The following is a 23,355-nucleotide window of genomic DNA, read 5'->3' on the forward strand; positions in this document are numbered from 1 at the left end:
GCCGCCGCTGCGGGGCACCTCTTGGACCTGAGTCACCAGCAACCGGGGGCCAAGCGGTGACCGCGAGGAACCGGAGGAACCTGTCGTCTATTTCTGCGGCCGCTTCGCCAGCCGGGTGAAGTTCTCCTCACCGTGCCCGGAGTCGACGAGGCCCTGAAGACGTTCCTCGACCATGGCCGCGACAGGCAGGTCGGGCGACAGCCGCAGCGCGTTGCCGATGTCCTTGCGTGCCAGCCGTGCACTGAACTGGCGCGGGTACAGGTCACGCAGCATCTGCCGGCCGAACCGCTCCAGCATGCGGCTCGAACCCGATGACGCCTTCAGCGCCTCCAGAACGGTGTCCGGCGCGAGCCCCAGCTGATCCGCCAGTGCGAAGCCTTCGCCCAGGACCAGCACATTGCCCAGATGGATGACCTGGTTGACCAGCTTCATGGCCTGCCCCTGGCCGAGGGCGCCGGTCCAGAACAGATTGCCGCAGAGGCTTTCGACGAACTCGCGGACGTCCTTGGTGACATCGTCCGGGTCGGCTCCGAGGTATCCCGTCAGCTGCCCGTCGCGAGCAAGCTCCACGCTCCCCGACACCGGGCAGTCGACGTAGGTGATCCCGCGATCGGCCAACAGCTCCGCCGCTTCCCTGGCCGTCAGCGGATCGTGCGAGGAGAAGTCCACCACGCAGGACGCGTTCCGCAGCCCCCGGACGACATCCAGCACCTCGATACCCGACGGGAGACAGAGCGCCACTATCGGCAGACCCTGGACCTCGGCCGTGGACGTGGAGCCGCCGGCCGCGAGGAACTCGGCGACCTGACCACGCTCGCTTCCCGCGCGCACCGTATAACCGGACGCGACACCGCGAGAAGCCATCGGCAGTCCGAAGACTCCGAGGCCGTACCAGTCGATTTCTCTCATCGGCGCAGGTCTCCGCCACAGTCCTCGACCGAGGGGAAAGCGTCCGAGAGGAATACCGTCTGTGCCATCATGCGCAGCCCCGACATCTTCTCCCGGAAGGCCTCGATCGTCTCCTCCGGATGAATCGTGTCGATCACCGCGTTGTCCCCGAAGGAATTGAACTGGTGCGAAGTTCCACGGGGAATCTGCATGTCGACGATCGAGGATTCCGGCACCCAGAAGCTGTAACGATTGCGCGTGCTGTCCGGCATCTTGTCGCACTCCACCTCCACCTTGAAAGGTGTCACCCCGTCGACATAGGTGTAGTGGAAGGGTGAGAGAGCGGACACCCGGATGGTCGTGTCCTCGCCCGTGATCAGCCTCACCATCCGGGCGCCCGTGTGGTAGTGCATGCGCGAACAGGCTTCCCGCTCGCCGACGTTGAAGAGATCCATGACGTAGCGGCTCGCGGAGTAGCCGTCCATGGGCTTGGCCAGCATATAGACGAGGCCCTCTTCGAAGTACTGCGCGCGGACCACGCCGTCGTTGTCCGGGGTCAACGCAGTTTCCACCGCATGGCCGTTTCGGACGACCTGTGCCATCGCGGCGACCAGGGCGTTCGCGGCTATCGCCGGCAGCGAGGCGACCGGCGTGACGATACAGGACCCCGCGTCCTCGAAATTGTCGAGGTCGTGGACCTCGTTCTCGTCGTCGGGATTGTTCTTCAGAGTTTCGGAAACCATGAACTCTCCGTTTCTGGTACTGATGCAGCCGGAAGTGGGGCGAAGGGGCGGTGCCCCGCGGAGCAGGGTGGGATGCCGCGGTTCAGTGCGTCTCTCCCTCGACCACGACGGCCGCCTCGACCGCGGCACAGCGCGCCAGGCACTCCGCCCGGTCCGCACCAGTGATCACCGCGTAGCCGACCCGGGAACGGAAGCCGTTGGGCGGCAGCCGGACCTGCCGGCCCTCCGGCACAATGGCCTCGAACCGCTCCAGGCCCGGGAGTCGGCCGGGATCCCTGTCGAGCCGCAGCCGCCGGAACGTCATGTCGTGGGGCGGATAGATCATGTGGACGGCGGCCACCCGCGAACGGTCCGCCGCGAGCCGCGGTTCCCGCCCGACAGCGACATCGGCGGTGGCCACCGAGAGGTCGATGCCTGTGGCCAGCTTGCCGAGGTGCGGGATCAGGTCGCCGCCGAGCCGGACGTTGATCTCGATGATGCGCGGGCCACGGCTGGTCAGCCGGAACTCGGTGTGGGTGGCCAGGTCGTCCAGTCCGGCCGCCCGGTGCGCCTCGCGCACCAGGCGCAGGGCTTCGTCCATGTCCGGGTGGGGCGCGGCCGGCACGATGTGGCCGACCTCCTCGAAGTACGGAGCGAGCCCCAGGACCTTCTCCGCCACGAACAGAGGGTGGGTGACACCCCGCCAGGTAAGGCAGTCGACGCTGAACTCGGGTCCGTCCAAGTACTCCTCGACCAGCACACCGGGAGGTCCGTCGATCTCGCTGAACCGGGCCCGGGTGCCGGCCGTCATGGCGTACCCGGCAAGGAGCTGCTCCTTGTCGTCCGCCCGCACGACGCCGATGCTGCCGCCCAGGTCACGGGGTTTGAGGACGACGGGGTAGCCGATGTCCTCGGCGGCTGCGAGAGCCTCCTGTTGGTCGGTCACCACCGCGAACCTCACCGGTCCGACACCGGCCGCGTCGAGGCAGGCCCGCAGCGCCGCCTTGTCCTTGCAGCGCCGTACGGCAGCGGGCGAGGCCTGGGGAAGTCCCCGTTCGGCGGCCAGGTCCGCCACCATCTCGACCAGCGCGTCGTCGTAGGTGAGAAGCCCGTCGGGCGCCTCCGCGCGGGCGATCTCCGCGACGGCGACCGGGTCCCGGGGATCGGCCTGGTGGAACCCGCTGACGTACGGCTTCTGCCAGCTCAGGTCCCGGTCGTCGACGAGGATCAGGTCCACGGCCGTACTCATGTCGGCCAGGATGTACTCGCGGAAGGGCCGCCCGGTGCTCGCGATCATCAACAAGCGTTCTCTGGTCATATGCGCGTCCTTCTCTCCGCCAGGACGTGGCTGTCCCGGCGGAGGGTCCAGGTGGAGTCGCTGCCGGCGTCGGTGACCTCGATGCCCATCCGGGACAGCTGCGCGCGGATGGTGTCGGCCCGTTCCCAGTCCTTGCGGGCGCGTGCGGCGGTGCGGTCGGCGATCAGCCGGTCGACGAGGTGCTGCTGTCCGAGGGGCAGTTCACCGGTCCCGGTCTGCTGGGCGAGTTCTGCGGGGTCGAGCGTGGTCAGGCGCAGTCCGAGGAGGGCGTCCGCGCCGGCGAGGACGACGCGCAGACCGTGCTCGGTGATGTCCGGGCTGCGGACGGCCTGCTGGAGCTCGGCCAGCACCTGCGCCGTGTTCAGGTCCGCGCAGATCGCGGTGTCCATACGGTCGAGAACGCGATGGGCGGCCGGGTCGTCGGGGGGCAGCAGTCGCCTGGCGTCCTGGTAGGTCTCGATACGGGTGTGGCGGGTTTCGCCGCGCGGGTGCGGGATGGCGGGCCGGTGCCGGGCGAGGAGTCGGCGCAGCGTGGCCTGGGCGGCGACCACACCCTCGTCGGTGTAGGCCAGGTCCCGGTGGTAGTGGCCGCGCAGCAGCAGGAGACGGAACGCCATCGGGTGGAGCTCCCTGGCGGTCAGGTCGCCCAGATGAGGCGCCCGGTGCCGGACCATGGGCTGGTCGGCAGCGGTCAGCGCGCCGTGGTGCAGCCAGTGCCTGACCCAGGGGCGTGCGTCGGCGAAGTGGGCCTGGCTCTGCGCGATCTCGTTGACGTGATGCAGGGAGCGGTGGTGCCGGCCCCCGGTGTGGATGTCGAGGTGCGGGCCCAGCAGTGCCGTGCTCGCCGCGCTGCAGGGCAGATGGCTGCCCGGCAGGCCCCGGCCCCAGGGTGAGTCCCAGCTTCTGCCGGTGCCCGCGGCTTCCGCGTCCTCGCCGGTCAGTCGCCACAGTGCGAAGTCGTTCTTGTTGCGGCGGCCCGGGATGGACTCCGCGCTGGCGCCCTCGCGCTGGGCGTCGAGGTCCAGCCCGGCGAGTTCTCCGTAGCCCGGTGAGCGGGAGGTGTCGAAGTACAGGCCCGAGTCGAGCCGGTAGGCGTGGCCGCGTCGCTCCAAGTCGCCGGCCATGGCGATCATGTCGTCGATGTGCTCCGACGCACGGGGGTAGTGGGTGGCGGGCAGGACGTTCAGGGCCGCCAGGCTGTCGAGGAACTCCTTGATGTGGAGTTCGGGGTCCGTGCCCTCCGGCACGCCGGCCCGGACCACATCGGTGATCATCATGGCCTGCCGGACGGAGTGCCCCTTCCAGCGCAGCGCTCGCCGCAGCAGGTCCACGCACACGAAGCCGCGCAGAATTCCCAGGTGCGCGGAGGAGAAGGCGACCGGGCCGCAGCTGTACATGCGCACCGGCTCGCCCTCGCCCCCGGACGGCTCGAACACTTCGAGCTTGCGGCTCAGCGAGTTGTACAGGCGAAGCTCCGCGCCGGTGTTCACGGGCGCTCCCCTTGGTCCCTGTCCACCTCTTCGGCGAGCTGCCGCCGGATGATCTTTCCCGTGCTCGTCCTGGGGACCCGGTCGGCGAAGACGATCCGCCGGGGCAGGGCGTTCGCGGAGAACGCGGTCTTCAGGTGCTGGAAGACCTCGCCCTGACCGCGCTGCGGCGACACCACGACCGCGGTGACCGCCTCCCCGTCCACGGGATCGGCGACGGCGAGGCAGGCGGCGTCCACCACGCCGTCGAGCCGCAGCAGGGCGCGCTCCATCTCCTCCAGGGAGACCGCCTCGCCCCGTACCTTCGCCATGTTCTTGGTACGGCCGGTGATGACCAGGAGGCTGCCGGGGCTCTCGGGGGACTCCACCTCGTAGCCCAGGTCGCCGGAGTGGAACCAGCCGCCGCGGAACGCCTCTTCGGTGGCCTCGGCGTTTCCCGCGTACCGGGACATGACGTTGTGGCCGCGCATCCGGATCTCGCCGATCTCGCCGGGCCGGGCGCGGTCGCCGGAATCCGTGAAGACCGCGACCTCGTTGCCGTACACGGCGGTGCCGATGGAGGGGATGTCCGTGTCGAGCATGAGGCGCCGGTACTCGTCCTCCGAGAGGCCGAGCGGCACCGTGGTGGAGAAGTTGGTCGTCTCGGTCAGCCCGTACCCCTGGACGATCCGGACCCCGAAGGTCCGCCGCACCTCGGCGCACGTCCGTGCGGACAGCGGTGCGGCCGCGGTCAGGAAGTACTCGAAGCCGGAGGGCAGTCGCGGCTCGCGCCAGGTGTGCAGCAGCGAGTCGAGAACACTGGGCACCGCGCTGGCGAACCGCGGCCGGTAGCGCTCGACAAGTCCCGGGTACTGGAAGGGGCTGAACGAAGCGGCCAGCACCGTATGGGCGCCCGAGAACAGCGGGGAGAACAGGGTGGTGTGCACGCCGTTGGCGTGGTGGATCGGCAGGAAGCCCAGGATGCGCTCGCCGGGCCGGACCCGGTGGTGGCGCCCGAACGCCTCGGCGTTGGCGGCGCCGTTGCGGTGGGTCTGCGCCACGATCTTGGACGCCGCCGTGGAACCCGACGTACCGAAGAGCAGCGCGTCGGCACCGGCCCGTACCTCGGGGAGGTCACTCCCGTCCGGGGCGTCCGGCAGCAGGGACGGATCCGGCACGGTGACGGCGCCCGGCAGCGGATCCCGCTCGCGCAGTACCGCCGGCGGGCACAGCACCGTCACCGCCGACTGGCTGCCGCTCTGCTGGAGCGCCCGCTCGGCCGGGTCCCCGGGGTTGAGCAGCAGACAGGAGGCACCCGCGCGCAGCACTCCGAAGAGGGTGGCGATGGAGATGGGCTCGTTGAGCGGCATGAGTGCGACCACGTCGCCCGGGGCGATCGCGAGCTCGCGCCGCAGCCAACGGCCCAGCCTGGCGCTCCACGCGTCGAGCCGTCCGAAGGTCAGTACGGTCTCGGTGCCGTCGGCGGCGACGGCGGTCAGATAGGGCGCGTCAGGCATGTCCTGGACGCGGGCCGCCAGCGCCGCCAGCACGGTGGAGTGGCGGCCGGTGTACCGGTCCGAGGGCATGCCCTGGTAGGTGTGAACGGCCGCGTGGTCCTGCTCGGGGCCGGTCATGCGTCGTCCCCGGGCCGGGGCGTGACCGCGCTGTCCGTGCCGGCCTCGGTGAGGTCGCGGACAGCGGCGGCCACCGTGCGCACGGACGCGAAGGTGTCGTGCGTGATCAGGTCGGAGCGGAAGCGGACGCCGAAGGTCCGCTCGATGTCCACGATCAGTGCGGCGATGGCCAGCGAGTCCACGCCGCGGTCCGTCAGCGGGGTGTCGAGGTCCGCGGGCTCCTCCGCGTCCCCCGCCTTGAGGCGCCGGATGACCAGCTCCTCGACCGTCTGCGTCACATCGTTCATCCGCGCTCTCTTCCTCTCTCGGGAGACCGGTCCGGGTCCCCGCGATATGGCGGGCCCGGCGTCCCTGCCGGGGCCGCCGGGCCTGGCAGGGTCGCGGCATCGCCCACTCCCCGCCGTACGAAGGCTGCTGCGGCCGGTACGCGTGTGCCCGGGCCCCGTCGCGGGCCCGTCCGAGGGGACGTGTCAGCCATGGGTGCGCCCTCGCGCCTGCCGAAGACCGTTCGACTGCGGATGCGATGCGGTCGAACGTGTGGTGCCCCGGACGCGGTTCTGGCGGGTGGCCAGCCGGTCGAGGGCCGCGGACAGCTCCTCCCACCGGCGGGCGCTGGTGATCCGCACGGTGCCGCCCGACAGGCCGAAGGTCAGCAGGCCCGGGAAGACGGACACGCCCGTCTCCCGGAGCAGATCACGGAAGCAGAGGTAGGAGTCGGCGTAGTCGTCGAAGTTCAGGGCCAGGTTGATGGAGTACGCGGCGGGCATGACCGAGATGCCCGGCAGATCGAGGCCACCGGTCACCGCGTCGCGCAGCGCCATCAGGGAATCCTGCCGGGCCAGCCGGTCCGATCGGTAGGCGCGGTAGGCGGCGGCCAGGGCGCTCGGCTGGACGCCGTAGCCCTGCTCGAACTCACCGCACTGCTCTGTGTCCGGCTCCTCGACTCCCGTGACGATCCATCGTTCCATCCGCGCCAGCACCTCGACGAGGGTGTAGAAGAACGAGGGCGGTCCGCCGAAGGTCGTGGACGCGTACTCGTAGTACTCGTCCACGAAGGCGCGGTCGGCGATGATCCAGCCCACCTTGAGTCCGGGGGCGGACCAGTTCTTCGACAGGCTGCTCACCCTGATGACGTTGGGTGCCGCGCGCAGTTTGGACAGCGAGACCGGTCGGCCGAGCCACTCGTGGCACTCGTCGAGCACGATGGCCGTGTTCGGAGACGCCGCCTGGATCAGCTCGTCGAGCTCCCCCTCGGGGACCAGCGCGCCGGTCGGGTTCGCCGCGGTCTGCAGCAGCACCAGCGGGGTGTCCGGCCGCAGTTGGTCGATCAGCGGGCGCAGCGATGTCGTGCCGTCCCGGGCGGGCAGCGGCACCAGCCTGGTGTCGGCGCGCCGGGCCACGGACTCCACGAGCGGGGGGTAGTTGGGCAGAGCGCACAGAGCGGGTGCGGTGCCGGTGGCGCCGAGCAGCAGGAAGTCGGCGAGGCTGCTGATGGCGAAGGTCGCGCCCATCGTCAGAGCGATGTTCTCCGCTCCGTACGCGGAGAAGCCCATCCGGGCCGACTCGTAGCCGGCGACCGCCGCGCGTGCCGGTTCCCGGCCACGGGAGTCGGAGTAGCCGTACCAGTCGCGTGTCAGTGCGTAGCTGACGCAGTCCTTGAGGACCCCGGGCAGGCCCCACGCCTCCTCGTCCACGGCGCCGCCGGAGAGGATCACGTCGGCGGTGGGGCGCAGATCGCCGTAGAGGTCGTCGCGGAAGTAGTAGTTGAACATCTCCTTGACGAAGCGGACCGTGGCCCGCGAGGACAGTATCTCCTCGCTGTCGAACGGGCGGCGGACCGTCGACTCCCGCCAGCGGGAGGCGAGTTCGGGCCGCGTGCTGTGCCGGCCGAGTTCGGCCTCCATCCGGCCGAGGTACAGGTCGCGCAGTTCCATGGGGTCCGCCGGATCGGCGGCCCGCCGGAAGATCTCGGCCATCCGGTCGTCCGGCGAGGGGTCCATGACCACCCCCGCGGACGGCGGAACGATGCCCGCCCTGCGGGCGATCTCCTCGGGCACCGCGAGAGGCGTGCCGGTCGCCATGCCGGAGAACAACCCCGATCCCGTGGTCATCGCTCCCCCGTGTGCCGTGCGGTCCTGATCCGGAGCCGCTTGAGGTGGCGGCGGGATCCGGGCTGATGGGCCGCGCCGGACGTGCGGCCGTGGAAGAAGTAGGTGTTGTCGAGGGCGGCGACGGTGCCGCGCGCCCAGTGGACGGCCCGGGCCGTCTCCTGCGCGTACATCGCGGCGAGCAGGGCGCGGAAGGCGTCGTTCACCTCGGACTCGGTGACCCCGCGGGCGTCGCAGACCCAGTGCAGCTTCGCGGTACCGAAGTCGCGGAACGAGAAGACGGGCCTGCCGTCGACCTCGCGCAGCACGGTGGGTACGGACTGGTCGGTGCGGTAGCGGGTGGCGCGCAGGATGTCGCGCTCCGCCGGGGTCAGCGCCTCGTGCACCTCGGCCATCGGCACCAACACGGTCTGCGCCGGGACGAGTTCACCGCCGTCCGCGGTGACGGCGGGCCTTCCGGGGTCGCAGCACATCAGCACGATGTACCGGGGCTGGCCGCCGACCGGGCGGCCGCTTCCCTCCGAGTGCAGGGTCAGTGCCCCGGTCGCGAAGGGCTGCAGCGACGCGTCGTCGGTCTCGGGGTGGACGCTGACCAGGTTGAGCAGGACCTCCTGGGACACGTGGTCCTGCACCGCCGGGTCGGCCTCCGGTATCGGCTCCCCCAGGGTCCTGCCGAGGGCGATGAAGTCCTCGTCCACCGGTGGGGTGTCGAGAGCGCCGAGGAAGAGGCCGTCCGCGTCCAGCTGGCGGACGGTCTCGGCGAGCAGTCCGCCCGGCGGCACCGGGGGCACCGTCTCGCGCGGCGGGGGCAGCCGCCGGCCGCTGTTCAGCAGCGAGCCGCGCAGCGCGACATGGGGATCCGAGTCCCGTTCGAGGAAGGTGCCGTGCACCATCACTCCAGGTTCCCGCCGGGCACCGGCGCGTGGCCGCGGCCCGGTACCGTCAGGCAGGCGCGGGAGCCGGCGGTGCTCCCCCCGACGCGGCGGCTCACGGCTTCGGGCGTCCGGATGCGACTACACACCCAATCAAAGAATTCCCTGTCGTTTAGGGAGTCTGAACGAGTCACAGGAAAGCCTCCGCAGTCTCGAAAACGAATCGCCCCTTACCGGACCGGCAGGAAAGCGTATGGGTCATTTCCAGGAGTGACAACGTAGGCCAGGTGTTCGCTCGAACAGCAGAAAGCATCGGCCGTGGACTCAAACGCGACACGTGGCTTACCGTCTGGCACCGAGACCCGCAGGCCGAACGTTTGGGGAGAGTGGGAGGCCATGCACGTAGCGACCATCGACTACAACGACCCGCACGCACCTGCCGAGTTCGCCGCATCCATGCACGCGACCGGTTTCGGCGTCGTCGTCGGCCATCCGCTGGCCGCCACGGGTCTGCCCCGACAGATCCACGAGGAATGGGCGAGATTCTTCGCCACCGACGCCAAGCGGAAGTACACGAGTTCCGGGAGCCAGGGCGGCTTTTTTCCACTGCCGGCGGGCGAAGGACCCGATGCGCCGAAACTCGACCGAAAAGAATTCTTTCAGGTCATGCGCGACGGCAGCTATCCGGAGGAGGTGCCGGATTCCGCACTGCGGTACTTCGACGAAGCCGAGCGGCTCGCGGCCACGCTGCTCGGCTGGCTCGGCGACGCCGTGCCGACCGCTGTCGCACGCCGGTTCGCCATGCCGCTGCCGCGCATGCTGGAGGGCTCCGTCAACACGACCCTGCGGATCCAGCGCTACCTCCCGGCGACCGGCGAGGAGACCCCGGACTCCCTGCGCGGACTGTCCCATACCGATCTGAACCTGATCACGGTGCTCCCCGCCCCCCGGGTACCGGGACTGCAGGTACGTGACAGCGCGGGCGAGTGGCACGACGTGCCCTGCGATGCCGGAGCCTTCGTGATCAACGCCGGGGAGATGCTGGAGCAGCTCACCGGCGGGCACTACCGGGCCACCGAGCATCGCGTGCGGTTCCCCGAGGGAGGCGACGGCGGGCGCTCGCGCTTCTCCATGCCGATGTTCCTCCACCCGGCGGGCGGCGTCCGGCTGAACGAGCAGTACACGGCGGCCTCTTTCCTGCGCAAGCGGATCGAGGACCTGCGCAGGATGGGATGGCGCCCGGCACCGGGCGGGCAGGCGGACGACGACCGGGCAACCGGCACGGGAGCGGACGGTGTCAGCCTGCCCACCCCGACCTAGGCGGTGTCGTCGCGCAGTGCGGGGATCACCTCGGTCGCGAACAGCTCGATGGTCCGCCAGTCCAGAGGAGGCCGGGAGCCCAGCAGGAAGTCCCGCACGCCGAGTTCACGATAGGGCTTCAGCCGCTCCACGCACTCCTCCGGAGTGCCGAACACCAGGTACTCCGACCACAACGGCGAGTCCGGCGGCAGGATCCGGGCCACGGCCCTTCTCTGCTCCTCGACTTGCCGCCGGTCCTCGCCGAGGACGGCTCGGAAGGTCATCGACTGCCGGATCTCACCCGGGTCCCGGCCCACGGAGGCGGCATGGTCGGCCAGCGCAGCGAGCCTGCGGCGATAGGTCTCCGGCTCGGCCACGAGCGTGTTCCAGATGTCGGCGTGCTCGGCCACGATGCGCAGCATCCGCCGCACACCCTCGCCGCCGATGACGAGGGGAAGCCGCTGCTGCAGCGGCTTGGGCTCCAAGTGCGCGGCGGAAAGCCGGAAATGCTTGCCCTCGAAGTCCGTCCTCTCCTCGTCCCACAGCCCGCGCAGCACCCGGCACGCCTCGTCCAGCATGTCCAGCCGCTCTCCGGCCGGCGGGAAGGGGATTCCGTACTGCTCGTAGCCGAGATCGTCACCGGCGGCGCCGATGCCGAACTCCAGGCGCCCGCCGGACACATGGTCGATGGTGGCCGCGGCGGCGGCAGCCACCGCGGGATGCCGCCAGGTGACCGCCGAGACGAGCAGGGCGCAGCGGATGCGGCTCGTGCGGGCGGCCAGCGCGGACAGCAGCGTAGTGCCCTCGAAACAGGGGCCGGAGGGGCCGCCTATGGGCGGGCGGAAATGATCGAAGCAGGAAATCCAGTCGTACCCCAGTTCCTCTGTCCGCTGCCACAAGTCGACCATTTCAGAAAAGGTCGCGTACTGCTGTCCGGAATGAATTCCGAACCGAATCGCATCTCCGTGTACACGCATACGCCGAGCGCTCCCGAGGCTCTCGCTGGACACCGTGTGCAGCAATATATTCCGTGGAGGGAATTTTGAGAATCCAGAGGCAGCCCGTCGGACGGACGAACACCTCGCAGGGATCCGATCTGCCGGTCGACGCCTACACCCTCGACAACGGCGACGATCTGGCGGTCACCGTCTGGACCTACGGCGCCACCCTGGTCGAGGTCCGCACGCCCGGCCGGGACAACCGGACCGACAACGTGGTCGTACGCCTGCCCGGGCTCGGCGACTACGAGGATCGCGAGCGCAACGCCTACATCGGGGCGACGGTGGGGAGGTACTGCCGCTGTGTCCGGGACGGCCGGATGGTCCTCGACGGTGTGCCGCACCAGCTCGCGCGCAACGAGGGGCCGCACCATGTGCACGGCGGCGGCGAAGGCTTCGACCGAAGGGTGTGGGACGCCGAGGCGGGCCGCGACGGCGACGAACTGGTGCTGCGGCTGAGGCTGGAGAGCCCCGACGGCGACCAGGGCTATCCCGGCGCGGTCACGGCGGAGACGGTCTACCGGGTCGACCGCGAGGCCGGGCTGACCATCGAGTTCAGCGGTACGACGACCGCGCCGACCGTTTTCGGCCTCACCAACCACGCCTTCTGGAATCTGGCCGGGCAGGGCACCGTCGACGGGCACCAACTGGCGATCAACTCCAGCAGCAGCGTGTTCTTCGACGCGGAGCAGATGCCGCTCGCCGGGCCGCCCGCGGACATCCGGGGGACGCGGCTGGACTACCAGAGCGCACGTGGCATCGGGGCCGAGGAGCTGGACAACTTCTTCGTCCTCGACGACCCCTGGCTGTGGGCCGCGCAACTGCACGACCCGGGCAGCGGCAGGCTGCTGGAGATCCGCACCGAGGGGCCGGGGATGGGCGTGTACTCCGGCGACAAGATGCTCACCCCGCGGGCCGGACTGGCCCTGGAGCCGGGCTGCTTCCCGGACGCGCCCAACCGCTCCGACTACCCCTCGGCGCGGCTGGACCCGGGCGGTACCCGCACCGAGAGCACGATCTACCGCTTCTCGGTCGTCCCCTAGACCGTGTCCGCAAAGTCCCGTCGCTCGCCCGGAGCACGCGGGGCAGGCACGACGTTGCGGACACGGCCGGGCGGCGGTCAGCCGACGACCCGTACACCGTCGCCGTCGACGACGATCGCCTGGCCGTCCCGCAGCGCCACGAACGGCTCGTGATGGTCGATGTAGTACTGGACGGTGTGCTCGATCTCCTCGGTCTCGGGGTGGTCGGAGCGGTAGTGGGGAGCGACCGCGAAGGGCAGCAGTCCGAGCCCGTCCCACAGCGGAGGGCCCTCGGGGTAGCCCGCGGGAAGGTGGTCCGGGTCGTCGACGTGGCCGGCGATGCCGCGCAGGGTGGTGCCCGCGACGGCCGCGGCGGCACTGTATCCGCCGAGGACCAGGGCGTCGGAGGCCAGGAGTTCCGGCAGCAGTTCGTCGGCGCCGCTGTGCAGGAGAGCACGGCGCAGGACGAAGGTGTTCCCACCTCGCACATACACCAGGTCGAAGTTCTCCAGAGTTTTCCGGAGCGAACGGTCACCACTGAAATAGTCGCGGAGGTCGAGTTCCTCCGGAGCAAGTCCCACCGATTGCAGTTCCGCGACCTCGCGCTGCAGGGAGGCATTCCTGGAGTCCGCGTCCTGGAAGTCATAGGCATTCATCACGAGTGCCGTGCGGGTACGTCCGGCGAGCAGGCGCTGCAACTCCTCGGGCCGATTCCCGATGCGAAATGAAGAAAGATAAAGAAGCATAACGCGCAGTATACGAGGTGATCCCTTGAGTCAGGTTGAGAACAATGGGGCGGCCGGCGGCCGACCGGGCAAGGTGTGCCTGGGCGTCGTCCACCTCGATCCGCTGCCCGGCACTCCCTTCCACGAGGCCGGCTCCTTCGACCGGATCCTCGACGACGCCGTGGCATCCGTGCGGGCGCTGTACGAGGGCGGCGCTCATGGCGCCCTCCTGCAGACCGTCGACCGGGTCTACTCCACCCGCGACGAGTCCGACCCTGCCCGGATCGCGTCGATGAGCGTGATCGCCCGGGCCGCCCGGGAGGCCACTGGCGACGATTTCCGGATCGGGGTGCAACTCATGCGGCACGCCACGAAGGCGTCGCTCGCGGTGGCGAAGGTCTGCGGGGGCGACTTCGTGCGTGCGACCGCCGTCGTGGGCGCCACCGTCAGCACCCACGGCCTGGTCCAGGCGGACCCGCTCGACGTGATGGAGTACCGGCGGAAGATCGACGCGTGGGACGTCCAGGTCATCGCCGACGTGGACTCGATGCACTTCCAGTGGCTCGGCGGCGGCGTACCGACGGAGTCGATAGCCCGTCAGGCGGCTTTCGTCGGCGCCGATGTGGTGTGCCTGGGCAGTAAGGACGAGGAGCGGACGCTCGAGACCATCGCCGCGGTCAGGCGGACGGCACCCGGGGTTCCGGTCTTCCTCGCGGGCCACACCGACCACGAGAACGCGGCGCGGCTCATGGCGCACGCCGACGGGGCGTTCGTGAGCAGTTGCTTCAACGGATGGAAGGGCCGCATCCAGGTGGACAAGGTCGCCGCCTATATGGACATCCTGCGCTCGCTGGAGGACGCCGCGTGACCGCGCACCAGGCTTATACGACCGAGGAGATGCGGCGCCAGACCCGGTCCCTGGCGTCGGAGCTCACCCAGGTGGTCGACCACCTGGCCCGGGCGACCGCGGACGGGACACTGGAGGGGACGGCCCGCGGAGTGCGCCGGGTGGTGCTCACCGGCAACGGGGACTCCTATCACGCAGCACGGGCGGCGGAGTTGGCCTTCGCGAGCTTCTCCGGTCTCACCTGCGAGCCGCTGAACGCCCAGCGGTTCCTCGACTACGGCGCGGTCGGTCCCGGCGGCGACGGGCGGGACACCCTGGTCGTCGGGATCTCCGCGTCCGGCGGCAGCAGGGCCGTGACACGTGTGCTGGAGGAGGCCGCGCACCGGGGCTCGCCGACCGTCGCGGTGACCGTGTCGGAAGGCAGTCCCGTGACGCGGGCCGCGGACACCGGGGTGATCGCCCCGACCGGCCCGCGGCAGGCGTCGCCGGGCATCGTCACCTACCAGGCATGTCTGACCGCGCTCCTCGTCACCGCCGTGCGCCTCGGCTCCGCGCGGCAGCCCGTGCGGCCGCTCCTTGACGAACTGTGCGCCGCCGCCGACGCCGTGGCGGCGACCGCCGAGGCGCTGGAGGCGCCGTGTCGGGAGCTGGCCCAGGAGGTGGCGGCGGATCCCGGTCCACTGGTGGTGACGGGTACCGGCCCCCAGGCAGGCACCGCCAAGTACGCGGCGGCGAAGGTGGTGGAGGCCTGCGCGCTCCCCGCGTTCGCCCAGGACCTGGAGGAGTGGTGGCACGTGGAGCGCTTCGCGTTGCCCGGCGACTGCCCGCTGCTCGTGCTGGCCCCGCCCGGTCGCAGCCACTCCCGCGCCGTCGACCTGATCGTCCGCGGTACCGAGATCGGGCGCCGGGTCGTCGCCGTCGCCCGGCACGACGACTCCGCTGTGGGTGCCGCCCATCGACTGCTGCCCACGTACGGCGGGATGCGTGAGGAGTGGAGTCCGCTGGTAGACCACATCTTCGCGGGCTTGTTCGGTGCCGCGCTCGCGGACGCACGGGGCCGGGTGCCCTTCTCGGGTCGCTGAGGCAACGGGCACCCCGCCCCGCCCGCGGTGTCCGCCCTTCTCCTGGGCGGACACCGCGGGCCCGGTGGGCTACTCGACCTCGACCGGGTGGGCTTTCGCCAGTTCGGCGCCGATCTGCAGCAGTTCGTCCTCGCTGTCGGCGCCGTAGATGACCATGACGCAGACGCTGGCGGAGGACTGCCCCAGGGTCACCTCCGAGCCGACGCCGGGGCCGATGGAGACGTCGAGGACGTGGTCGTGGGCGAGCAGTTCGTCGCGGGCCGGTATCCGGGTCACACGGCCGGAGCGGGGCGGAGTGATGTTGAGCATGCCCACGTACCGGAACCGGCTCTTGGCGAGCGGCAGTTCGGAGAGGGCGCCGTCGAGCAGCTCGTGCGCGGCGATCTCCCGCTCGTCGACGCCGACGGCGGCTCCGACCAGTTGTGCCACGGTGAGGCCGCCGAGGCGGCTGGCGATCTCGGAGAACACCAGCCGGCCCGTGCCGTGCTCGCGGAAGAACTCCAGGTGCGTCGGGCCCCGTGTCAGGCCGAGCTGTTCGTTGAGCCGCCGGTGCAGTTCCCGGACCTCCGCGTACAGACCGGCGTGGTCGTCCTCGTCGAGCAGGACCGACAGGCCGGGGCCGGTGCCCTCACGCAGTTGCAGCGGCGGGGTGACGTAGCGGCTGACGCAGAAGACCCACGGCTCGCCGTCCCGCCAGACGGCGTCGACGTGGAACTCCTCGCCGTCGATGTACTCCTCGGCCAGCAGGTGCTGGGAGCGCAGTTCCGGCGCGTACCGGAAGTCCTTGAGAGCGGCCCGGAGTTCCTCGCGGTCCCGGACGACCGTGGTGGACACGGTGCCCCAGCCGTTGGCGGGCTTGACGACGGCCGGGTAGCCGACGGAGCTCTCCAGTTCCACGAGGGCGTCGTCGCCGTCCGCCAGGGACGCCGGGTCCGGCACGGAGCAGGTGCGGGCCGTGTGCAGCCCCGCCTCACGGGCCCGCCGCTTCATCAGGCGCTTGTCGCGCGTGGCGAGCACCACGGAGGTCGAGGGCTGGTCCGCGGAGAGGAGATGGGCCAGGTAGGCGGCGGCGTACTGGCTGAACTCGTTGGAGGACATCACCTTGTCGATGCCGACGCCCTCGCTGACGAGGTCCGCCGCGACGGCGCTGAGTTCCTCGAGCGCGTCGAAGGAGGAGACGTAGTAGACCTTCTCGAAGCGCGCCAGGGCGTCGGCGGCGAGTGGCTGAGGGGTCCGCTCGTGCACGACGTAGAGGGCGACGTCGTCGCGGTCGAGCACGGGAGCCGCCCAGTACGGGCTGTACCTCACCAACAGAACGTTCATCGTCATGCTTTCTGTCCCTGTTCGCCGGGGGTCTTCTTGACCTGGGTCCAGTACGAGTCGAGGAGCGGGCCGAACGCGATGTCCTCGCAGATGGAACGGGCCGCGTTGATACCGCTGGCGGCCGCCCCGGTCCACATGAAGTACGGCCCGTTCCCCGAGCCGTTGCCGGCACACCAGACGCGGGGGTTCGCGGTCTGGCCGAGCGTCGTCGTGCTGATGCCGCCGTTCTGGTTCAGCTCCAGGCCCAGTTGGGGAACGAAGCGGAGGTTGTGCTTCTTCACCCCGGGAATCAGCAGAGCCCCTGCGGCCACTTCGGCACCCCCCTTGGTGTGAAGGGTCATCGAGCCTCCCGCGTCCCGGTCGGCCCCGGTGATCTCGTCGACGAGGACGGTGCCGCCGGCCTGGCGCAGGCGCTCCGCCATGGGGGTCCCGGCGGCGCTCTCGTCCGAGACGACAGCGGTCATGGTCGTCGCGTACTGGATGGACATCAGGGCCATGCCGATGGCCTCCAGTCCCGTGCCGACCGACGCGAACGGCTTTCCGTCGTGCTCGTGGGTGTGGCAGAAGGGGCATTCGAAGGCGGTCTTGCCCCAGACGCCCTCGGGCAGCCAGGAGGGCAGCTCGTCGATCGGCCCGGTCGCCAGCAGCAGGCGGTCGGCCGTATGGCGGCCGCCGCCACGGGTCCGCACGGCCACACCGGCGTCACCCGCCTCGGCCTCCAGGACCTCGTCCCATACGAAGTCGACGCCGTACTCCTCGGCGGTCGCCTCCATGCTGCCGTACAGCTGCGCCGGCGAGACCCCCTCCGCGTAGGGCACGTTGTGCACCGCGTCGACGCACGAGTTGCGCCGGTTCTCCGTCGACACCACCAGCACCCGCAACTTGGCGCGGGCGAGCATGACCGACGCGGTCAGACCCGCGGCTCCGGCGCCGATGACCACCACATCATGGGGAGGGGAGGACACGATTCTCCTTCTGTAGCCTGCGCGGGCCGATCCGGTACGGCCCGCGGCCCGTTCATCCGTTCCGGAAGGCGGCCGCCTGCATGCGGAACAGGTCCGCGTACACGCCGCCCACTGCCATCAGTTCCTCGTGATCGCCCATCTCCGCCACGGAGCCGCCCTCGACGACCACGATCAGATCTGCCATCTGAACGGTGGAGAACCGGTGGGAGACCACCAGGGTGACCGTCCCGTAACGCTCACCGAGACGCTTCGCCAGCGCCATCTGCCGCCGGTAGACCGCGTATTCACTGCGCGCGTCCAGGGAGGCGGTCGGCTCGTCGATGACGCACAGCAGCGGGGCGGTCCGCATATGGGCGCGGCTCAGGGCCACCCGCTGCCACTGACCGGTCGACAGCTCCTCCCCGTCGAACACGCGGCCGAGCTGGGTGTCCAGACCGTCCGGGAGTCCGGCGACGATCTCCTCCGCGTCCCCGTCGGCGATCGCCCGGGCCAGCCGGTCGGGCTGGTCGGCCGCGCTGAGATCCCCCACGCCGACCGACTCCCGCACAAGGAACAGGAACCGCGCGAAGTCCTGGAAGTTGGCGGTCGTACGGGACCACCACTGCCCGGCGGGGATCTCGTCCAGCCGGACACCGTCGACGAGGACGGTGCCCTCGGTCGGCTCGTAGAACTTGGCGAGCAGCTTGACGAGGCTGCTCTTGCCCGCCCCGTGCTCCCCCACGACCGCGACGGTCGAACCGGCCGGCAGACGGAGGTCGATCCCCTGGAGTACCGGGGCGTCCGTGCCCGGGTACCGGAACGACACCCCGGCCAGCGTGATGCCGTCGGTCAGCCGGTCCGGCACCCGGGCCCCGGACTCGCCGGAGCGGTGGGCCGCCGCGTGGTCCTCGAGCCACAGGAAGGCGTCCAGCGCGCTCATGCCGTCGGTGGTGCGCTGCAGGGACCGTACGACGCCCTCGGCCTGGGCGCGGAGCGTGTTGGTGAGAGTGACCAGCAGCAGGACGTCACCGGGCTCCGCCCGCCCCGAGGACACGTCGTGCACGATGAGCAGCAGGGCCGCCACGTATCCCAGGGAGAAGACCGCCCACCCGGCGATGCCGAGACCGGCACTCGCCCACTGGGCGCGGGCCTGGGTGCGGATGATCCGGTCCCACACCTCCCGGCCCTGCTTCTGCAGCCCCGGCCCCGCCCCGGCGATCCGCACCTCCATGTTGGGCGTCGCCTCGGTCAGCAGGGTATGCAGGTGCTCCGCCTGCCGGACATCCTGCGCTACCGCGACGGCCGCCTTCCGGATCCCGCGCTGTCCTCGGCGGGGCAACCACAGCGCCGGTACGAGCAGCAGGGCGAGGACGAGCAGCACCGGAGCGGTCAGCGCCAGGATGGCGAGCACCACGAGCAGCCTGACCACCATCGTCACGCCGTCCAGGAGCACCCACCCGCAGCGGGCGATGACGTCTCCGCTGCCGCGCACCATCGCGATCCGGTCCGCGTACTCGGGGCGTTCGAGGTGCTCGATGCCGTCCAGTCCGGCGATGAGACCCAGGATCCGCTCGTCCAGGTCCACCCCGATCGCCTCGTCGAGCAGGTTGACGACGTTCAGCCGGGCGGAGGCCCCGACAACCGTCACCGCGTAGCTGAGCGCGGCGCCGGCGGTGGCGATGAGCGCGTCCTGCATGCGCTCGTCGAGTGCGCTCTGGATCAGCATCCGCAGGGTGAGCGCGAAGGCCCCGGTGGCCAGTACGTCGGCCACCGCGAGGACGGCGAACGCCAGGACCCAGCCACGGTGCCGCTGCCACGAGAGCCCGAAGAGCCGGCGCAGCACCTGTCCGCGGGTCATGGGGAGGTCACCTCGTTGTCGCTCTCGGCGGGCTCGGGCAGCGCGTCGTCGGCGGCGAAGCGGGCCGCCTGCAGGTGGAACATGTCGGCGTACTGGCCGTCGAGGGCCAGCAGTTCGTCATGGGTGCCCGTCTCGACCACCCGACCGCCGTCGAGCACGGCGATCCGGTCGGCCCTGCGTACGGTGGACAGCCGGTGGGAGATCAGCACCACGCTCGTCTTCCCGGCGTGTTTCATCACCCGGGAGAAGACGTCGAGTTCAGCCCGGACGTCGAGGTGCGCGGTCGGCTCGTCGAGGACCAGGAGCCGGGCACCGCACGCGGTCGCGTACAGCGCCCTCGCCAGCACCACACGCTGCCACTGTCCGCCGGAGAGGTCGATGCCGTCCGTGTACCCGCGCGCCAGCGGCGTGTCCCAGCCCAGGGGCGCTCGTTCGACGAGGTCGGTGATGCCCGCCTGCTCCGCGATGTCCTCCAGGAGCCGGGCCGGCGCCGGGTGGCCGGGGGCGCCCTGGACCACGTTCTCCCGCAGGGACATCTCGTAGCGCGTGAACTCCTGGAAGACGACGGTGATCTGCGCCCGCCACGCCTCCGGATCGACCTCGGTGAGCGGCACCCCGTCGACGGTGACCGCTCCTGCCGTGGGCTGGTACAGCCCGGCCAGCAGTTTGGTCAGCGTCGTCTTGCCCGCCCCGTTGACGCCGACCAGGGCCAGCAGCTCGCCGGGCCTGATCTCGAGGTCCAGGCCGCGCAGGGTTGTGCGTTGCGATCCCTCGTACCGGAAGTCCACCGCGTCGAACCGCACCAGAGGGGGGATGGCCGCGGCCTCCTCCGCACCCGCGGGCCCACCGCGTGCCCGGTGCGCGGGACCGGGTGTGGCCGACGAGCGGTCCCGCGCCGTGAACCGCTCGGCAAGCCGGTCGGCCGCGTGCAGCGCCGGCATGCCGGCGAACTCCACGTCGTACGCCTCCGTGTCCCAGCGGCTGACCGCGAGGACACCCCAGAACGCCCCCAGGTGGACGGCGAGTTGGCCGGCGGAGATCCGTCCGGACGCCGCCGAGAGACCGAGCTGGGCCAGTCCGCCCGCCGCGGCGACGGTAAGCAGAACGAAGTGCCACCGCAGTCGCAGCAGAAGGCCCCGGCGCACCGAGGCCGTTCCGTCCACCCGGTTACCGGTGACCTCTCGGTACCGGCCGATCGCCCATGCGGCGAGACCGAAGACGCGCAGTTCCTTCGCGGCCCACGGAGCCGCGGCGACCTGGGTGAAGTAGTCCTCCCGGCGCATCTCGGGCGCCCACCCGCGGACTTCGGCGTGCTGCTTCATCCACTGCCGGCGGGTGGAGGACCGTACGAACAGCGAGACCGCCAACATGCACAGCGCCATCGGCCAGGAGAAGACCGCGAGGACACCGGCCGCGGCGCAGGCTCCGACGGTCCGGGTCATGATCGTGAGCTGGCCTGCCGCTCCGGTGCCCACGGTGTAGAACACCCAGTTCGGGAGCCCTTTCATCACCGCCAGGGCGAGATCGTCCTGGGCGGCCGGCTCCTCCAGGCCCGCGATGCCGTCGGATCGGGTCGCCAGGTCGCCCATCCGCAGCCGCTGGTGGGCGTTCACCCGTTGGGCCGCCACGACGCGCAGCGCCGAGTGGAGGAACTCGAACGCCTGCGAGGCGAAGATCAGCGCGCCGACGGCCAGGGTCAGCAAGGTGAGTGTGTGGCCGTCGTCCGGATCGGACACGAGACGGGAGACCAGGGCGCCCGTCATCAGGCCGGTGCCCGTGGGGAGCAGGGCGAGCGCGAGATCGACGACGGTCAGCCCGGCGAAGGCCGGCAGACCCGCCGCACGGAGCATTCCCGCCAGACGCCAACGGTCCCGCAGCCTGGCCGCGGCGTCCCGAACCGCCTTCGGTCGGCATCGTTCCATCACTACTCTGGTATTTCGAGGTCGTTCTGCAGATGGATACGGCGCACGCCGCCGTCGGCAAGGACGGGTCCATAGGGCCGGAACCCGAATTGCTCGATGAGCAGCAGGGTGTTCGTGAGATCGGGATTGGTCTCGGCCCGAATGGCCGTCGCCCCGTATTCGAGCGCCGCTTCCATGGCCCGGCGCACGCACATCAGGCCCGTCAATTCCCCGCCGGTGACCCGGTCCGGGAGCACGGCCATCCGCTGCATGTAGATCGGCTTGGCGGTATCGGGGAAGATGTCCGTACCGGTGGTGAACGACGGTGCCCACGTCAGGGTGAACATGCCTGTCGCCACGCCGCCTTGCCGGAGAAGATGCACGGCTCCCGCGGACACCAGCCCGTCGGTGCTCTCCCGGTTTCGCCGCGGCACCGGAGTTCCGTAGGTCGCGGCGACAAAGACATCCGAAGCGCAGAGCAGTTCGTGTACTTCAGCAGCGTCAGCGGCGATCGACCACCCGTCGGACAAATCGGCGCCCTGCTTTGTCATGGCGCTCAATATGGGCCAAGGAAGCAAGAACTGTCCATGTTCGCCGGGACCCCGAACGCGGCCGACGGTGTTCGACTGCGGAGGCTCCGCAGTCGAACAGTGGAACAGCCGAGTGACGGAGCAACGGAACAGGCCTCGGGCCGTGTTCGAGCCGTCCGGTCCGGACGGGGATCGGGTCCGCATGTACCGTTACGGACCGGTCGGGTCCTGCCCCACCCTCCGGGCACGCAGGTTCAGCACCCGGAGCCGCACAGCCGCCCCGGGCCAGGGCACCCCGTCCCGACGAGCGGCCCCGCGGCGGGGCTCCGTACCGGTGAACCGCCCCGCGGGCAAGGGCAGTTCATCGACCGGCCGGTCCCCGCCCGCCTCGCCACTCGCGCCCGCGCGCGAAGAACTTCCGGGAAACGGTCCACGGCCATCCGCTCGCGGTCGGCCCGGACAGGCATCCGACTCATCGACGCGAGCGGCGACTTGACCCGGGCCCTGCCCCAGGACGGCCACGTCCCGGCTGAGAGAAGGACAGAGATGACCAGAGATGGCCTCGCCTCGACGGACAACACCGTGGGTGTACGGCATGTCCGCGGAGCGGACGACCTGCCGGGCTGGGACGCCCTCGCGCAGGGAGCCCCCTTCTACCTCTCCTCCCACTGGCTCCGCTTCGTCGACACCAGTCCCACCGGCGAACCGCACTACTTCGCGCTGGAGGACGGACCCGACCTGGTCGCGGGCCTGCCCACACACTGGAACCCGCGGGAGCCGCACAGCGGCTACCAACCCGCGACCCTGCTCGGGGCTCAGGGCGGCGGACCCGCCCTGACGGTCGGCGGCCGGCGCGGCTACTGCTCCGCTCTGCTGGCCGCACCGGGCCGGTCGGAGGCCGCGGCGGCGGAACACACCGCGAAACTGCTGGCTCACGCCCTGGAGGAGCTGCCGCAGGCCGAAGGCCGCTGGTGGTGGCCCTATCTCACCCCGGACGCGGTGGACACCGCCGTCGCCGCCGCCCGTCTGCTCGGACCGCTCTCGGCGGAGGAGATCCATCTGGTGGGCGCGGACTGCGTCGTCGACCTCATCGGGGAGAGTCCCGAGGACTTGCGCCACTCACTGCCCACCCGGCAGCGCCGGACCAACTGGCAGCGGGAGATGCGGCGGTTCGAGGAGAGCGGTCTGCGAATCCGCCGCACCCGGCTGTCCGAGGTCTGCGAGGAGGGAGCCTCCCTCCTCGCCCAGGTGCAGTGGAAATACGGCCACGACGAGACCGTCGAACAGCAGCGCTCCTCCCTGCGGCGGCAGGCCGAGCACCTCGACGACCTCTCCGTCGTCTTCGAGGCCCGAGACGCGGAGGGACGCCTGGTCGGCTTCTCCCTCTGCTACGACTGGGGCACCGAACTGAGCCTGCGCCTGGTGGGTTTCGACTACGCCACAGCTCAGGACTCCGCGACGTACGCCCAGGTCATGCTGCACGCCCCGCTCCAATACTGTTACGAGCGGGGCCTGCGCCGCCTCCACCTGGGCACGGAGTCGTACGAGGCGAAATGCCGCAGAGGGGCTCGCGTCCGTCCGCTGTGGGCCCTCGCCCCGGGAGTGTCGGTCCGCGGGAGCGCCGTACTCGACCGGGCGACCCGGCTGGCTGCGGCCCTGCCAGCCGGTGAGGCGGCCCGGTTCGTCGAGGCGATAAGGACGAGTCCGCTTTCTTGATACCGGCGGCGACACCCGGCGCCGCCTCGTCGACAAAGCGTTCACCGGAACGCGACGTTCAGCTTTACCGGACGATAATCCGGTTTCCCGCTCGCATACGCG

At 70.6% G+C, this 23,355-nt stretch carries 20 protein-coding genes; 5 read left to right on the plus strand and 15 right to left on the minus strand.

Annotated elements, in window-relative coordinates:
• Positions 1-87 precede the first annotated feature (87 nt).
• The 8 genes from MID12_RS09400 to MID12_RS09435 form a co-directional block, all read right to left on the minus strand.
• Positions 88-909: an NAD(P)-dependent oxidoreductase gene (locus tag MID12_RS09400; protein ID WP_263166093.1), complete on the minus strand. Its 822-nt coding sequence runs from the start codon at positions 907-909 to the stop codon at positions 88-90.
• Positions 906-1,631 carry a hypothetical protein gene (locus tag MID12_RS09405; protein ID WP_263166096.1) on the minus strand — a complete coding sequence of 242 codons (726 nt, stop codon included), beginning with the start codon at positions 1,629-1,631 and terminating at the stop codon, positions 906-908. The genes MID12_RS09400 and MID12_RS09405 overlap by 4 nt, the downstream gene beginning before the upstream one ends.
• A gap of 82 nt (positions 1,632-1,713) precedes the next feature.
• The gene (locus MID12_RS09410; protein ID WP_263166098.1) at positions 1,714-2,928 is read right to left on the minus strand and encodes an ATP-grasp domain-containing protein; all 1,215 of its coding nucleotides are present in this window, start codon (positions 2,926-2,928) and stop codon (positions 1,714-1,716) included.
• On the minus strand, positions 2,925-4,418 hold the full coding sequence (locus tag MID12_RS09415) for a hypothetical protein (RefSeq protein WP_263166100.1): 1,494 nt from the start codon (positions 4,416-4,418) through the stop codon (positions 2,925-2,927). The genes MID12_RS09410 and MID12_RS09415 overlap by 4 nt, the downstream gene beginning before the upstream one ends.
• The gene (locus MID12_RS09420; protein WP_263166103.1) at positions 4,415-6,028 is read right to left on the minus strand and encodes a class I adenylate-forming enzyme family protein; all 1,614 of its coding nucleotides are present in this window, start codon (positions 6,026-6,028) and stop codon (positions 4,415-4,417) included. The genes MID12_RS09415 and MID12_RS09420 overlap by 4 nt, the downstream gene beginning before the upstream one ends.
• Positions 6,025-6,315, minus strand: a complete 291-nt coding sequence (locus MID12_RS09425; RefSeq protein WP_263166106.1) for an acyl carrier protein — start codon at positions 6,313-6,315, stop codon at positions 6,025-6,027. Before MID12_RS09425 ends, MID12_RS09420 begins: the two co-directional genes overlap by 4 nt.
• Positions 6,316-6,498: 183 nt before the next feature.
• Positions 6,499-8,139 (minus strand): pyridoxal phosphate-dependent aminotransferase, encoded by a 1,641-nt coding sequence (locus MID12_RS09430; RefSeq protein ID WP_263166110.1) that lies wholly within the window; start codon positions 8,137-8,139, stop codon positions 6,499-6,501.
• A complete protein-coding gene (locus tag MID12_RS09435) occupies positions 8,136-9,029 on the minus strand; it encodes a TauD/TfdA family dioxygenase (protein WP_263166111.1) in 894 nt (297 codons plus the stop codon). The genes MID12_RS09430 and MID12_RS09435 overlap by 4 nt, the downstream gene beginning before the upstream one ends.
• A gap of 375 nt (positions 9,030-9,404) precedes the next feature.
• On the opposite strand from MID12_RS09435, the gene MID12_RS09440 reads away from it, so the two are divergent.
• Positions 9,405-10,328 (plus strand): 2OG-Fe(II) oxygenase family protein, encoded by a 924-nt coding sequence (locus tag MID12_RS09440; protein WP_263166112.1) that lies wholly within the window; start codon positions 9,405-9,407, stop codon positions 10,326-10,328.
• Here the strand turns inward: MID12_RS09440 and MID12_RS09445 are convergent.
• The gene (locus tag MID12_RS09445; protein WP_263166113.1) at positions 10,325-11,284 is read right to left on the minus strand and encodes an LLM class flavin-dependent oxidoreductase; all 960 of its coding nucleotides are present in this window, start codon (positions 11,282-11,284) and stop codon (positions 10,325-10,327) included. The two genes, MID12_RS09440 and MID12_RS09445, sit on opposite strands and share 4 nt — an antisense overlap.
• A gap of 65 nt (positions 11,285-11,349) precedes the next feature.
• On the opposite strand from MID12_RS09445, the gene MID12_RS09450 reads away from it, so the two are divergent.
• Positions 11,350-12,348, plus strand: coding sequence for an aldose epimerase family protein (locus MID12_RS09450; RefSeq protein WP_263166114.1), 999 nt, complete (start codon positions 11,350-11,352; stop codon positions 12,346-12,348).
• 77 nt (positions 12,349-12,425) lie between these two features.
• Here the strand turns inward: MID12_RS09450 and MID12_RS09455 are convergent, their stop codons facing one another.
• Positions 12,426-13,073 (minus strand): peptidase E, encoded by a 648-nt coding sequence (locus MID12_RS09455; RefSeq protein ID WP_263166115.1) that lies wholly within the window; start codon positions 13,071-13,073, stop codon positions 12,426-12,428.
• Between the two features lie 25 nt (positions 13,074-13,098).
• Here MID12_RS09455 and MID12_RS09460 point away from each other — a divergent pair, with 25 nt between their 5' ends.
• Both MID12_RS09460 and MID12_RS09465 read left to right on the plus strand, forming a co-directional pair.
• The gene (locus MID12_RS09460) at positions 13,099-13,920 is read left to right on the plus strand and encodes a BtpA/SgcQ family protein (RefSeq protein WP_263166116.1); all 822 of its coding nucleotides are present in this window, start codon (positions 13,099-13,101) and stop codon (positions 13,918-13,920) included.
• Positions 13,917-14,981 carry an SIS domain-containing protein gene (locus tag MID12_RS09465; RefSeq protein WP_263166118.1) on the plus strand — a complete coding sequence of 355 codons (1,065 nt, stop codon included), beginning with the start codon at positions 13,917-13,919 and terminating at the stop codon, positions 14,979-14,981. Before MID12_RS09460 ends, MID12_RS09465 begins: the two co-directional genes overlap by 4 nt.
• A 69-nt stretch (positions 14,982-15,050) precedes the next feature.
• On the opposite strand, the gene MID12_RS09470 is transcribed toward MID12_RS09465, so the two are convergent.
• The 5 genes from MID12_RS09470 to MID12_RS09490 form a co-directional block, all read right to left on the minus strand.
• Positions 15,051-16,310 (minus strand): ATP-grasp domain-containing protein, encoded by a 1,260-nt coding sequence (locus MID12_RS09470; RefSeq protein ID WP_263166121.1) that lies wholly within the window; start codon positions 16,308-16,310, stop codon positions 15,051-15,053.
• Positions 16,307-17,269 (minus strand): NAD(P)/FAD-dependent oxidoreductase, encoded by a 963-nt coding sequence (locus MID12_RS09475; protein ID WP_263166122.1) that lies wholly within the window; start codon positions 17,267-17,269, stop codon positions 16,307-16,309. The genes MID12_RS09470 and MID12_RS09475 overlap by 4 nt, the downstream gene beginning before the upstream one ends.
• Positions 17,270-17,321: 52 nt before the next feature.
• Positions 17,322-19,106 carry an ATP-binding cassette domain-containing protein gene (locus tag MID12_RS09480; RefSeq protein WP_263166123.1) on the minus strand — a complete coding sequence of 595 codons (1,785 nt, stop codon included), beginning with the start codon at positions 19,104-19,106 and terminating at the stop codon, positions 17,322-17,324.
• Complete coding sequence (locus MID12_RS09485) at positions 19,103-20,956, minus strand: ABC transporter ATP-binding protein (protein WP_263166125.1); 1,854 nt, start codon at positions 20,954-20,956, stop codon at positions 19,103-19,105. The genes MID12_RS09480 and MID12_RS09485 overlap by 4 nt, the downstream gene beginning before the upstream one ends.
• 74 nt (positions 20,957-21,030) lie before the next feature.
• The gene (locus tag MID12_RS09490; RefSeq protein ID WP_263166127.1) at positions 21,031-21,558 is read right to left on the minus strand and encodes a hypothetical protein; all 528 of its coding nucleotides are present in this window, start codon (positions 21,556-21,558) and stop codon (positions 21,031-21,033) included.
• 525 nt (positions 21,559-22,083) lie between these two features.
• On the opposite strand from MID12_RS09490, the gene MID12_RS09495 reads away from it, so the two are divergent.
• The gene (locus tag MID12_RS09495) at positions 22,084-23,253 is read left to right on the plus strand and encodes a GNAT family N-acetyltransferase (protein ID WP_263166129.1); all 1,170 of its coding nucleotides are present in this window, start codon (positions 22,084-22,086) and stop codon (positions 23,251-23,253) included.
• Positions 23,254-23,355: the final 102 nt, after the last annotated feature.

Source organism: Streptomyces sp. SCSIO ZS0520 (genome assembly GCF_025643355.1).
Taxonomy (GTDB): domain Bacteria; phylum Actinomycetota; class Actinomycetes; order Streptomycetales; family Streptomycetaceae; genus Streptomyces; species Streptomyces physcomitrii.

Coding starts and splice junctions, on each gene's coding strand:
- MID12_RS09400 (WP_263166093.1), bottom strand. CDS start 909: ATGAGAGAAATCGACTGGTACGGCCTCGGAGTCTTCGGACTGCCGATG.
- MID12_RS09405 (WP_263166096.1), bottom strand. CDS start 1,631: ATGGTTTCCGAAACTCTGAAGAACAATCCCGACGACGAGAACGAGGTC.
- MID12_RS09410 (WP_263166098.1), bottom strand. CDS start 2,928: ATGACCAGAGAACGCTTGTTGATGATCGCGAGCACCGGGCGGCCCTTC.
- MID12_RS09420 (WP_263166103.1), bottom strand. CDS start 6,028: ATGACCGGCCCCGAGCAGGACCACGCGGCCGTTCACACCTACCAGGGC.
- MID12_RS09425 (WP_263166106.1), bottom strand. CDS start 6,315: ATGAACGATGTGACGCAGACGGTCGAGGAGCTGGTCATCCGGCGCCTC.
- MID12_RS09430 (WP_263166110.1), bottom strand. CDS start 8,139: ATGACCACGGGATCGGGGTTGTTCTCCGGCATGGCGACCGGCACGCCT.
- MID12_RS09435 (WP_263166111.1), bottom strand. CDS start 9,029: ATGGTGCACGGCACCTTCCTCGAACGGGACTCGGATCCCCATGTCGCG.
- MID12_RS09440 (WP_263166112.1), top strand. CDS start 9,405: ATGCACGTAGCGACCATCGACTACAACGACCCGCACGCACCTGCCGAG.
- MID12_RS09445 (WP_263166113.1), bottom strand. CDS start 11,284: ATGCGTGTACACGGAGATGCGATTCGGTTCGGAATTCATTCCGGACAG.
- MID12_RS09455 (WP_263166115.1), bottom strand. CDS start 13,073: ATGCTTCTTTATCTTTCTTCATTTCGCATCGGGAATCGGCCCGAGGAG.
- MID12_RS09470 (WP_263166121.1), bottom strand. CDS start 16,310: ATGACGATGAACGTTCTGTTGGTGAGGTACAGCCCGTACTGGGCGGCT.
- MID12_RS09480 (WP_263166123.1), bottom strand. CDS start 19,106: ATGACCCGCGGACAGGTGCTGCGCCGGCTCTTCGGGCTCTCGTGGCAG.
- MID12_RS09485 (WP_263166125.1), bottom strand. CDS start 20,956: ATGCTCCGTGCGGCGGGTCTGCCGGCCTTCGCCGGGCTGACCGTCGTC.
- MID12_RS09490 (WP_263166127.1), bottom strand. CDS start 21,558: ATGACAAAGCAGGGCGCCGATTTGTCCGACGGGTGGTCGATCGCCGCT.
- MID12_RS09495 (WP_263166129.1), top strand. CDS start 22,084: ATGACCAGAGATGGCCTCGCCTCGACGGACAACACCGTGGGTGTACGG.